8 protein-coding genes are annotated in these 12,273 nt (G+C 55.2%); 5 read left to right on the top strand and 3 right to left on the bottom strand.

The genetic code is table 11. The features are described 5' to 3' along the window. The first annotated feature begins 60 nt into the window (after nucleotides 1–60). Nucleotides 61–381 (top strand): multidrug efflux SMR transporter, encoded by a 321-nt coding sequence (locus Q1A74_RS08345; RefSeq protein ID WP_299594595.1) that lies wholly within the window; start codon nucleotides 61–63, stop codon nucleotides 379–381. 283 nt (nucleotides 382–664) lie between these two features. Next, on the top strand, nucleotides 665–3,742 hold the full coding sequence (locus Q1A74_RS08340) for a thrombospondin type 3 repeat-containing protein (RefSeq protein ID WP_299594593.1): 3,078 nt from the start codon (nucleotides 665–667) through the stop codon (nucleotides 3,740–3,742). 196 nt (nucleotides 3,743–3,938) lie between these two features. On the opposite strand, the gene Q1A74_RS08335 is transcribed toward Q1A74_RS08340, so the two are convergent. Further along, on the bottom strand, nucleotides 3,939–4,637 hold the full coding sequence (locus Q1A74_RS08335) for a hypothetical protein (protein ID WP_299594590.1): 699 nt from the start codon (nucleotides 4,635–4,637) through the stop codon (nucleotides 3,939–3,941). Nucleotides 4,638–4,919: 282 nt separating this feature from the next. Here Q1A74_RS08335 and Q1A74_RS08330 point away from each other — a divergent pair, with 282 nt between their 5' ends. Next, a complete protein-coding gene (locus tag Q1A74_RS08330; protein ID WP_299594588.1) occupies nucleotides 4,920–6,950 on the top strand; it encodes a M1 family metallopeptidase in 2,031 nt (676 codons plus the stop codon). Nucleotides 6,951–7,201: 251 nt separating this feature from the next. On the opposite strand, the gene Q1A74_RS08325 is transcribed toward Q1A74_RS08330, so the two are convergent. After that, a complete protein-coding gene (locus tag Q1A74_RS08325) occupies nucleotides 7,202–8,587 on the bottom strand; it encodes a hypothetical protein (RefSeq protein WP_299594586.1) in 1,386 nt (461 codons plus the stop codon). Nucleotides 8,588–8,691: 104 nt separating this feature from the next. Beyond that, nucleotides 8,692–9,888, bottom strand: a complete 1,197-nt coding sequence (locus tag Q1A74_RS08320) for an acyltransferase family protein (protein WP_299594584.1) — start codon at nucleotides 9,886–9,888, stop codon at nucleotides 8,692–8,694. Nucleotides 9,889–10,255: 367 nt separating this feature from the next. Between Q1A74_RS08320 and Q1A74_RS08315 the strand changes: the two genes are divergently transcribed. Further along, nucleotides 10,256–11,476 carry an alanine--glyoxylate aminotransferase family protein gene (locus tag Q1A74_RS08315; protein WP_299594582.1) on the top strand — a complete coding sequence of 407 codons (1,221 nt, stop codon included), beginning with the start codon at nucleotides 10,256–10,258 and terminating at the stop codon, nucleotides 11,474–11,476. Nucleotides 11,477–11,615: 139 nt separating this feature from the next. Beyond that, a complete protein-coding gene (locus Q1A74_RS08310) occupies nucleotides 11,616–12,272 on the top strand; it encodes an AHH domain-containing protein (RefSeq protein WP_299594580.1) in 657 nt (218 codons plus the stop codon). Nucleotide 12,273 lies beyond the last annotated feature (1 nt).

Here is a 12,273-nt window from a genome sequence, read left to right as displayed (position 1 = left end):
CCCATACCGGGAAAAATCACCAGGACGACCTGGCTCCTACCTTGAAAAAAGGAGGGCCACATGGCCTGGTTACATCTTCTCGCTGCCGGCATCCTCGAGATCGTCTGGGCATTTTCCATGAAGCAGTCTCAAGGCTTCAGCAAGCCCACCCCCACCGTCATCACCCTCGTCGCCATGATCGCGAGCTTCTGGCTGCTGGCAATGTCGATGCGCACCCTGCCGCTCAGCACCGCCTACGCAATCTGGACCGGCATCGGCGCCGTGGGCGCCTTCCTAGTGGGCACCCTCATACTCGGCGAGCCCGCCAACGCCCTGAAAATCACCGCCGCGGTACTGATTGTCGCCGGGCTGGTGTTGATGAAGGTGGCGAGTGCCTCGTGAGGCGCCTGCACACCTCCTACCGCTCCGCTTAGCAGAGCGACTTGCTCAGACCATGATGGCGGCATTTTTTTCTTACAAACCTTGATGGTATAGTCGATTATTCCAATTTCGGCAGACATTTCGTCGCCAGGAGCATACTCCGCGTGCCTCTGGTGACGGCTGTCCAAGTAAGATACTGCGGCACTCCACCGGCATAGTCACTCGATCTAATAAGTCATATCGGGCGTTAATTCAGACGGGCCTGCCGATGGACCGGACAAATAAGCATTTTAGGGAATAATGCATGCAACATTCGATTTTCAGGGTCCTTCTCTACCTGGTTTTTTCGGCAACACTCACGGCCTGCGGTGGGGGCGGAGACGGCGGCGACTCCGGTAGCTCCTCTGGTAGTTCCTCTGGTAGCTCGTCTGGTAGTAATTCGAGCAGTAGCAGTAGCAGTAGCAGTAGCAGTAGCAGCGGAGGAGACAATAATTCTTCGGGCAGCGGCAACGCCTACCTCCCCACAGGCAGCGATATTGAGCTCTATTACAACTGGAGCACAGAGCCCGCTCATTTCGAAGATGTGGAGATTAATTCAGAAAGTGCCAGCGCTCTGGTATTCCCGAGCGGAGCGAAGTATTACTTCGTATCCGACAACAGCGGCATTTATTATCTCGGCTTTTACGCACCGGACCTCTATATCGACGGAGTCGGCACCTATACCGTAGATCTTCGTTTGAATGAGAAAATACTACTGTGGGATGAAAATCTGGCTGCGGGCAATTTTCATGAGCAGAGCGGAAGTGGCACCGTCCATATCTCGCCAGAATATGGCAATAATACCTTTAGCTATGATGCAGCACGCGGCTATCAGGGCGAAGGCACGGTAACCACAAGCTACACTGAAGACAACGCACACGTTGTGCAACTCGCTCTCGACGCCACGGCCAATATCGGCGGAACCCAGGTATTACTTCAGCTCTACCACGGCTTTGCCTTCGTCAAAGACCTGGGTATTGCGCGACTGGCAGACGCCGACTACGAATTCCAGCTCACCGATTACACCGGTTCGTATACCGGTGGCGATGGATCTTCATCGAGCAGCTCTTCTTCAAGTAGCTCTTCTTCAAGCAGTTCATCCAGCAGCAGCTCGTCCAGCTCCAGCGGCGGCTCTTCCGGTTCAGGCGGCAGTTCGAGCGGTAGCGGTTCCAGCAGTGGCAGTTCCAGTAGTAGCAGCTCTGGCGGCGGCAATCCCGATAGCGATAATGACGGCGTTCCAGATAGCGAAGACGCCTTCCCGAGTGATCCCAACGAGTGGGAAGATAGCGATAGTGATGGTATTGGCAACAATGCCGATGGTGACGACGACAATGATGGCGTAGCAGATGAGAACGATGCCTTCCCGACCAATCCGAATGAGGCCTCCGATTACGACAACGATGGTATCGGAGACAACGCCGATACCGACGATGACAACGACGGCTACGACGACACCTCGGACAACTATCCGTACGATCCCGAAAAATGGGCAAAGCTGGCACTTACCAACAGCACACACAACGTTACTTATGTCCGCGGCAGCTCCGAGAGTACATTTACCTTCGCCGTCGATGTTGTAGCCGAAAACCTGGATTGGGAATTAGCCTCCGACACTGTGGCAGGCATTAGTGCAGACGTAGCCAGCGGCCATGGTGATGGTCAGGTGGTCTTCACCCTGGACATGACCCAGATCCCTGCTAGCACGGTTATCGAAACCGTGTCCATCACGGATCCCGATGCTGGCGACGTCGAACAAGTAACATTCAATTTTGACATTCAACTACCACAACTCACGGTTGCAGAAGCGACTCAGGAGCTGGACGCCAGCTTTGGCTGGAACAGCACCGCGCTGGTCAATCAGGTGAGCCTGGGTACCGGCAGCAATAGTCACATCACAAGTGTTGCGGTGGACTTCCCACTTGCCGGTGCATGGGAGGTGGCGCCGGAGCTGTATGTCGATGGCGAGCAACACGAGATCGCACTGGATTTTGACCCGACAAAATTTCAGCAAGGAACCCATAGCGGCACGGTCACCCTATCGGCAACCGTAGACGGTGAAGCGATCGACACCAGCTATAACTTCACAATCAAAAGCTCAGAAAACCGGCTAATTGCACACGATAATGGGATTGCGTTTTCCAGCTTCCCCGCACAGCAGGTGCTGCAGAAATCGGTATTGATTGAAGACAGCTACTGGCAGGGCGGTGTGTCATGGGAGGCGTCCACAGACGCTCACTGGCTGACGATCAACAGTGCCGGTGTCAGCGGTGAAAACCTCACCATTTCGGCGAATCCGGATGGCCTGGCACTGGATACATTGCACACCGCGGAAATTGCCATAAGTTCCAGCAACACCGCGGTGAGCAACACTGAAACCATTCAGGTAAGCCTCTGGGTAGGCAGCACAAATCCATCCGAGTCTATCGAGATCGATGGCGATTACGGTCACGTGCTGGCGGACCCGGCCAAGCCCTACGCATATGTCGCCAGCAGCAACACCGTTGAAATATACAACATCTACAGCGGCGACCTTGAAGACACCGTCACCCTGTCGGTGGACGAAATTAGCTCCCTGGCGATTTCCAGTGATGGCAATACGCTATTTGCAACAGACACCCTGCAAAGTACGGTCACGGCTTACGATCTGTCACTCAAAACCGAAACCGCCAATACGTTCGACAAACATCCACTTTATGTCCGATATGGGCGGGTAAATGGTAAACCACTGGCGCTTACTTTTTATCGGGAAAGCGAATACTCCACGTTTGGCCGACTGCAGGTAATCGATGCGGTAGACCTGTCACTGATCACAGCGACCACCGAGTTTAATTCCGCCTATAGAGATGAACTGGACGTGAGTGAAAATGGCCAAGTGTACTGCTCCACCGGAACTGGAATGGCCTGCTTTGATATCGCATTTTCAAGTCTGCATGACGACATCCGCTCCACACAGCGCGCCCAACCCTCCGGCGAAGGTGATGTTGCAGTGAGTTTCAACGGTGATTTTGTCTACGCCCTCTCTGGAACTTCCGGCTACAGCTTTGACAAGTTCGACACCAGCAGCGGCACCGTTTTAGGTAACTTCCCCGGCGTTGCCTACCCTTGCTGTGTCGAGCTTGCAACCGATGACGATCTGCTTGCTGGCGCCCGCGATCATTACAACTATGGGAGTGCCGACTACTGGTGGTACAGCAAAGATGGCGTCAACGAACTGAGCGGCCACATTTCCAGCTACGGAAATGAAATCAGGCAACGGCAGTTGGTACTGTCTGCCGATGGCCTCTCAGTCATCAGCCTGACCAGCGCACCCAAGCTGGTGATCACTCGGCTCTCTCGCCCCTGACAAAGAGCTCAAAAAAAGCCCCAAGCAAAAGCCCCGAATACACCATTCGGGGCTTTTTTTAGGCATCATCACTGCCTTTTTGTGGGGCCAGCCCGAGCCCGGGAACACTTAATGGGCTCAAAATTTTGACACCCACCTCAAAGAACAAAGCCGGTAAGTTCTTACCGGCTTTGTTTACGCGCTACTGAATTTATGGCTAATACACCATGGCTTGATAAACGAAATCACATCCATCGTAAAACGGTGCACTACCACTTCTGTTCAGCTCGATTACGGCTAATGTATTCCCTTGCGGGCCACTTTTTTTCTCAAACCTGGCAACGTCAAATTCGACCGGGCTATCGCCCTCAAGAGTGATTGAAATTTGCCTGTCAGAAAATACCCATACCCCGCTTCGGCTTTCACTGTAGCCAATATCTTGCTCCTCATCCCACAAATCACTCACCATTAGCAACGTGCCATTTTTATTAAGGCTCAGGCTCACATCTACACTCTCACATCGCCCGTTGTATTCAACCGCCAGCGCTTCACTCACCTGAACCTGCGTATTGATACCTTTCGCCTCCGGCACGAGGTAAAGCCCCAGAATATCGCGGGAGTAATAGTGATTCTCCGTCCCAGTCAATGCCAATCTTGGAACTCCATGCTTGGTGGTTTCCAAAAGCTCCACCAGAGATGTTATCGCTTCGATATCCGGGATATGCGGAGAGTAAATTAATGTTGTATGGCGTATACCCGCAGGAATTGGCGTGTCATTGAAATTCACTTCAAAGTTAACATCACTAAAACGGCGCGCAAGATCAGCCTTGTCATCGACAGACAAGTACTGGGTATAAACCTGAACCTCTGCGGTAGTACTACACCCGCTGAAGATCACCATTGTCAGTGCGCACATCACACACCTTCCCAACCTGCAAATAAACATCCAGAAGTCCTTTTACTTGTAATTATTAAGCCGAACATACGCCGGAGGTGCTTCTCCCCCCATCGCGACCTCGCCCTCTAACCCTATATTGCCCGCAATCGCTACTACAATGCGCACAAAAAAGACTATTCTTGCCGAATACGCACAACTTGATATCGAAAGCTTCCAAGTCACATCGGCAATTGGGTATTCTGTGCCGCGACGAATTTACCCAGTTCTGAGTTCATAAATACAACAATTACGGAGCCCACCATGCAGCCCCCATTGTTCCAAGCCAGTTTCGGCCGTCTGATCGGCGCCGGACTACTCGCCTGCAGCCTTGCCACCCTGAGCGCCTGTGGCAAGTCCGAAGACCCGGCCCGCCAGAAGCAGATCGAAGAGCGCCCCGCCGCCAGCCAGGGCGCTGACGATATTCCGGAAGCCGCCACCGAATACACTCAAGAAAACCTCGAAAAAGAAGGCCCCATGGCCCAGAAATCGAGGGACGGGAACGCCCCGAAATCAGGCATCGACTACCACTCCTTTGCCAACACCGACGATTACCGCGTCAAGCACCTGGATCTCGACCTCACCGCGGACTTTGACAAGAAAGTCCTCAAGGGTGAAGCAATTCTGGATATCCAGCGCCTCACCCAGAAAAATCCCGCTCTGATCCTCGACACCCGCGATATCGACGTGACCGCCGTGCGCGCAGGCATCGGCGACAGCCTGGCCGACACCAAATTCAGCATGGGCAAAAAAGACCCGCACCTGGGCACCCCGCTGAAAATTGAGCTGCCCAAAGGCGCCAACCGTGTCGCCATCCAGTACCAGACCTCCCCCGGCGCCTCCGGCGTACAGTGGCTGGAACCCGAGCAGACCGCGGGCAAAAAGCACCCTTTCCTGTTCACCCAGGCCCAGGCCATCCACGCGCGCAGCTTTATCCCCCTACAGGACACCCCGAAAGTGCGCATGACCTACAAGGCCACCATCCGCACCCCGGAAGAGTTGCTGGCAGTGATGAGCGCCAACAACGACCCGCAAACGGAAAAAGACGGCGTGTATGAATTTGAAATGCCTCAGCCGATTCCGTCCTACCTGATCGCCATCGGCATCGGCAATCTGGAGTTCAAGCCCATGGGCGAGCGCACCGGGGTTTACGCCGAGCCGGAATTACTGGATGCCGCCGCCGCGGAATTCGAAGACACCGAAGACATGCTCGAGGTGACCGAGGAAAACTACGGCCCTTACCGCTGGGACCGCTACGACCTGCTGATCCTGCCCCCAAGCTTCCCCTTCGGCGGCATGGAAAACCCGCGCCTTTCGTTTATCACCCCCACGGTCATCGCCGGTGACAAAAGCCTGGTGGCACTGATCGCCCACGAACTTGCCCACTCCTGGTCCGGCAACCTGATCACCAACGCCAGCTGGCGCGACCTGTGGCTGAACGAAGGCTTCACCACCTACCTCACCAACCGCATCATGCAGTTCGTGTACGGTGACGAGCGCTACCAGATGGAAATGGCTCTGGGCTATGACGACCTCAAAGCCGACCTGGACGACCGCGAGGACAAAGACGAGATCATGGCCATCGACCTGCGCGGCCGCGATCCCGATGAAGTCTTCTCGAATATTCCCTACGAAAAAGGCTCCCTGTTCCTGTACGAACTGGAGCAGAAAGTGGGCCGCGAGAACTTCGACAAGTTCCTGATGGAATACTTCAACCATTTCGCCTTCCAGAGCATCACCACCGAAGACTTCGTGAAGTATCTGGACGACACCCTGCTCAAGCAGTATCCAGACAAACTGGACCGCGAACGTATTCAGGAATGGATCTTCGAGCCGGGCATTCCGGAAGGCGCACCGCAACCCACCTCCGATGCGTTTACCAAGCTGGATTCGATTCGCGAGAAGTGGCTGAACGGCGAGAGCAAAGCCAGCGATATCGATACCAAAAACTGGACCTTCCACCAGTGGAAATACTTCCTCGACGGCATGCCGGAAAAACTGAGCGAAGATCAGCTGAAGGAGCTGGACAGCACCTTTGACCTGACCCAGTCGAAAAACAACGAGATCGCCTTCAGCTGGCTGATGATCGCCGTGCGCAACGACTACGAACCGGCCAACGCCCGCCTGGAAGACTTCCTCGTCAGTATCGGTCGCAACAAATTCCTGCGCCCGCTGTACCGCAACATGGTAGAAAACGGCAAGACCGACGAAGCCAAGCGGATTTTCGAAAAGGCCAAGCCGGGCTACCACCCACTGACCGTTAAGGTGAACAGCAAAATCATCTACGGCGACTGATTTCACGCTCGCCAACGTACGTAAAAAAGCCCCGTGGTTGTCCGCAACCACGGGGCTTTTTTTATATCAGTTCTCCACTGAAACCGCAGCCAACCGCAACTTGAAGGCTGCCTTACCTTCAGACCTGATTGAGTCAGGGCCAACCGAATGGAGTCGTCCCTTCGGATACATCTTTAATAAAATTTTCAGAGATGACTTCAGCGGTATGGGGTGATGAACTAATTTCTCTCGGAAAAGGCAGCACTTGCGATCTAAAGACGGATGCTCTCCGAGGCCACAATTGAACCCTCATCCAGCAGCGCGAACACCCCCTCCTCCCGCAGTACTCGCATCCCCAGTCTCTGGTCGGAGATTCCCGAGCGCAGCTTGTAATCGAAACGCAGGCGATCCTCCGCCTCCACCGCCTCAAAGTAGCGGCAGTCCACCTGATTGTGCAGGCGGTGCAGGTGACCGCTTAGTTCAATCTGGTGGGAGGAAAACATGAACAGGCAATTCTCGCGAATAGAGAAGCGCTCGAGGATGGCCAGTGATGCCTCGAAGGCATCTTTCACATTGGTGCCCTTGAACGGCTCGTCCATCAGCGCCAGCACCCTGTCTCCCCGGGCCACAGCCTCCGCCACGGCTTTCACCCGCAGCGCTTCTGCGCGGAAGTAGCTCACGCCGCGCCGCAGGTCGTCCGTCAGGGAAATGGAGCTGAACAGCCACTGCATTGGCACAAACTGGAAAGCGCGTGCGGGTACGCCCATCCCCAGGTGAGCGAGATAGAGGGCAGTGGCAAAGGCGCGCAGGTAGGTGGTCTTGCCAGCCATGTTCGGGCCGGTTAGGAACAGGATTCGGCGTTGCTGGTTGAGAGTGGCAGGGTTGGCGATGGGATCGGTGAGGTAGGGGTGATAGAGCCCCTCGGCGGTGACCTGCAGTGGGCCATCGCCGATTTTCGGCAGAACAAACCCGTGCTCGCTGTTGGCATCCGCCATCGACACCAGCGCCTCCAGCTCATAATTCAGTGCCATCAAGCGGCTGAGTGTGTCCTTCTCTTTTATACGGAGCATCTGGTCGAGTTTGAGCATTCTCCACACGCCCCAGCCACCCACGTCAAAATCCGGCACCATACGAAAGTTGGGGCGCGAGAGAAGCGCGCGCAGCTGCTGTAACAGTGGCCCCAGCTCCCCGGGTACACGGTTTAATTGAGGAATCTCCAGAAATCGGCGCAGTGCGCGAATCAGGCGGCAGGCTGCCTGGGCACCGCGCACAATACTGAAGTAATGACTGTCCTGATTGGCCCAGGTCTGAAACGAACCCAGAATGAATTCCAGCCGGTTGCGGAAATCCAGGTTCGGCAAAATTTCCTGCAGATAATCCTGGGTGCCTTCAACCGCATATATGGAGGGCATCTCTTTGAAAACAGCGCGCTGCTCGGCAATAAAACGGACCGCAAGCTGAGTGGCCTCAATGTACTCCGCGCGGGCCCACGGATTCTGCATACGCCGCCGTAGTACCGCTGCGCCGCCGAGGGATCGCGTCCGGTTGCAGAAATCAAACAGGCTGGCATCGCCCGTATCCGACTCGAATATCTCAAGATCTTTGAAGGTGTGCGCATCGACACCGAGAATATCGGGATTGCGGGAGCCATGGGACATAGCGAGCGTCCTCTGTACGAAGCGATACTGCGAAGAAAGCCGTCGTCCCCACAGTTTCGATCCATTCGTTATTGTTATGTGCGTATTTACAATACGAGCGGCAATTATAGCCGGATATGGATACCCCGCCGCTGCAATGGCCATATCACCAGCAGGATAATACCGAGAACTCCCAGTGCGCACAGAAACGATGACATCCATGGATCGTTCACCATGGACAGCATGGTTTGAAAAGCAAAGTTTTGAGGGCTCTCACCTGCGACTGGGATACCGGCGATTTTCCCCAGAAGCTCGCACAACACAAAGGCTAATATGGCGTTGCCACCAAGAATCAAAACGGGCTTCAATACTGCCTGCCCGGCGCTGCGCTGTAACGCAAAGTGTAAAGCACAGTAAGCCAACAGCGACCACCCGCTCGACACCAGCGCGAAACTCGGGGTCCAGATCCATTTGTTGACCACAATAAGGGGGCTCATCAGGTAACCAGACAGTACCAGAGCAAACCCCATTCCAGCGCCGAGTTTCAACAGACGCATAGACGGTGTTTTGCCCAACCACTGGCCACACATCACACCGATCAACACACTCGCTAGGGCGGGAAATGTGGAGAGGATCCCTTCCGGATCAAACACGACAGCGCCCGCGGCGTCGGTTCCATGGGGCCACATGTGCGCTGGTGTAATCACCTGACGATCAAACCATGCGCCGAGAGTTCCGGCCTGGCTCACATCCCCCACCGGAAATCCCGGAGCCGATGTGAAACTCAGAACAAGCGCCCAGCCTACAAGCAATGTCACGGCAGCCACGGTCACGCGTGTTGCGTCCAGGTAGCGGGTACATCCTGCCGCTCGCGCCGACATAAGTACAAATATCGCCGCAAGGCCGTAGCACAGCCCAATCCTCTGCAGGACGCCGGAGATACGGAAATTGGCCAAGTCGAAAGCGGGCAGTAGATTCAATAGCAATCCCAACCCAATCAGGGACAAGGTTCGGCGCAGAATTCTGGCAACACTTGCCCCCAGTGGCCGATCTCCACGAAAACCCAGAGCAATGGCAACGCCTACGGCGAACAGAAACGCCGGGAATACGAGATCAGCCAGCGTATATCCGTGCCATGGCGCGTGGTTAAGCATAGGGAGGCGGTAATTCCAGGAGCCGGGGCTGACAACCAGGATCATTCCCATCACGGCGAGTCCGCGAAGCGCATCTAATGCAATGACGCGGGTATTTGATCGCGATGGCCTGGCCGGAGTTGCCAACGAGTGAATACCAGCCGCGGAAGCGGTTGCCAGGTTTTCCATACTTTGCACCGATGTTTTTTATTCGTGTTGTCTACACCATCAGACAGAAGACGTTTCTGTCCGTGCAGTGGACGAGCATGTCGCAATATTCTGGCATGATGCTTTACGGATGTGGTTTGGCTGTACGGGAAAACCCGTCCCACTTTCCGTCAACAAACCAAACTGAAACCAGCGAACCTGGCCACGGCCTCCGCAAGCCACTTATTCTGAGCACCTTGTCTGGTCAAATCGCCATCACAGCCAGCGGTGATGCCACATGGCGACAGCCCCGCGCCGTGATGCGCCACAAATCCCTACACGCGCCCCCGCTTTTTTGTGATAAAAATAGCGCCCCTCGAATCCACCTGACTGTTTACTGAAGTTCACTATGGAAGACACCACCAAAGCAGGAATGCTGCCCGCGCCCACCATTGCATCGCTGAGTGAAATATTGCCCGCAGAACCCCTGCTGATGATGGGTGCCGGGCCGGTGCCGATTCCCGAGCTGGTGGCCAACGCCAACCGCAACGTGATCAATCACCTGGGGGCTACCATGTCCCGGATCATCAGCCAGGTGAAGGAGATGTCGCAGTATGTCTTCCAGACCAGCTCACCGTGGATTCTCGGTGTGGCGGGGCCGGGGTCTGCGGCCATGGAAATGGCCATTGCCAATCTGGTGACCCGCAATACCAAAGTACTGTGCGTGTGCAACGGATACTTCAGCCACCGCATGGCCGAGATGTGTCAGCGGCTCGGGGCGAATATCGAAATTCTCCAGAGTCCCGAGAAGGGCCAGGTGGATCTGGACCGCTTTGTTGCGGCGATGGACCGTTTCGAGCCCGACTGCATTACGATTGTGCAGGGCGAGACTTCCAACACCACCTTCAACCGGCAATTGCCCCAGCTCACCAGCGCCGCCAGAAAAAGAGCCTGCATTACCATCGTCGACGCCGTGTGCACCCTCAGCACCATGCCTCTGCAGATGGACGACTGGGGGATCGATGCGGTAATCACCGGCGGGCAGAAGGGGCTGTCTTCCATTCCCGGCGTGTCCCTGGTGGCCTTCTCGGAAAATGCCTGGGACCGCATTCAAAGCCGTGCCTGGACACCGGCCCACTGGTGTCTGGACGCCAAGCTCGCAGAGAATTTCTGGCACAAGGGCTCCTATCACTACACCGCACCGGTTTCCGGCGTACTCGCCTTGCACGAAGCCTTGCGGCTGATCTGCCTGGAGGGATTGCAGGCGCGTTTTCAGCGACACGAGCGCTGCTCCCGGGCGCTGCAAAAAGGCGTCCAGGCCATGGGGCTGAAACTGTTTATACCCGAGGAAAGCCGCCTGAACTCGGTGATCGGCATCGAAGCGCCACAGGCGGTGAGCAATCGCGACATCTGCGCGACCATGTCGGAAAAGTACCAGGTGGAAATCTCCGGGTCCTTCGGGCTACCCCTTGTGCGCATCGGACAAATGGGCGAGCAGTGCCGTGCACAGAACCTGTTCCGTACCCTGCACGCATTTGGGTGCACCATGCGGGATCTCGGTGTTACTGTGGATATTCCCCGGGGTATGGGCGAACTCGAAAGCTCACTGATTCATTCCGAGCCCGGTTAACGCTACATTTGGCTCTAGAACATCAAACCGCTGGGGAATTTCGCATTTTTCACCTTTAAGTCAACTCTGGCTTGGAGCCCCCAGCGCTCTCGTGGTTCAATGCAAGAAATGGAATTTGGATGAGAAAGGGATTCATCTTATGCCTCTGCTCGAAGATATGGAGGGCCTCTCCCACCATCGTCAAAAGTCACTGCTCGACTGCGCAATCGAGAACTTTGGCGAACTACCCGAAAAGGTCTCCGTTTCGGAAGAGCAGGCTCTACTTGGTTATATCCAGTGTTTAGCCAGTGTCGATGCCGGATTGCAGAAGTATCGGAGGGATTCTGATGGCTGGAGTAGCAAACAGTTTCGTACTGAAACACACGACTCGTCCAAGCTCGCGACAAATCTGGAAAGAAACGGAAAGCCCTGCCCTATTCCCCGTATAAAGGGTAGACCGGCAGAAGCGCCGAACCGCATTGAGGCCCACCATATCGTTCCCGGCGGAGACTTTCGTTTTGATAAGGCTCCGCTGCTACGTGCTCGGCTAGCGCGGGCGAAAATCCGTATCAACGATCCAGATAACGGTGCCTGGCTTCCCAAAACACCTCGCGACAAGATCCCTCAACACCCCAATGCTGTCCCGCACCGGAGAATTCATCGCGAAGGGTACTACCGTTTTTTGATGGGAGTCCTCTCTACCGAGAGAAATAAGATCATGTTCAGAGTAAAACTGGATTTGATCGGAAAAATGTTACAAAGCGGAGACACGCCTGATTGGATGATGCTCCCCAAACACGAACTACCCGATGAATAAA

The organism is uncultured Microbulbifer sp. (assembly GCF_947504145.1).
Classification (GTDB): Bacteria; Pseudomonadota; Gammaproteobacteria; order Pseudomonadales; family Cellvibrionaceae; genus Microbulbifer.
This window is presented reverse-complemented; position numbering and strand designations above follow the sequence as displayed.

Coding starts and splice junctions, on each gene's coding strand:
- Q1A74_RS08345 (WP_299594595.1), top strand. CDS start 61: ATGGCCTGGTTACATCTTCTCGCTGCCGGCATCCTCGAGATCGTCTGG.
- Q1A74_RS08340 (WP_299594593.1), top strand. CDS start 665: ATGCAACATTCGATTTTCAGGGTCCTTCTCTACCTGGTTTTTTCGGCA.
- Q1A74_RS08335 (WP_299594590.1), bottom strand. CDS start 4,637: ATGTGCGCACTGACAATGGTGATCTTCAGCGGGTGTAGTACTACCGCA.
- Q1A74_RS08330 (WP_299594588.1), top strand. CDS start 4,920: ATGCAGCCCCCATTGTTCCAAGCCAGTTTCGGCCGTCTGATCGGCGCC.
- Q1A74_RS08325 (WP_299594586.1), bottom strand. CDS start 8,587: ATGTCCCATGGCTCCCGCAATCCCGATATTCTCGGTGTCGATGCGCAC.
- Q1A74_RS08320 (WP_299594584.1), bottom strand. CDS start 9,888: ATGGAAAACCTGGCAACCGCTTCCGCGGCTGGTATTCACTCGTTGGCA.
- Q1A74_RS08315 (WP_299594582.1), top strand. CDS start 10,256: ATGGAAGACACCACCAAAGCAGGAATGCTGCCCGCGCCCACCATTGCA.
- Q1A74_RS08310 (WP_299594580.1), top strand. CDS start 11,616: ATGCCTCTGCTCGAAGATATGGAGGGCCTCTCCCACCATCGTCAAAAG.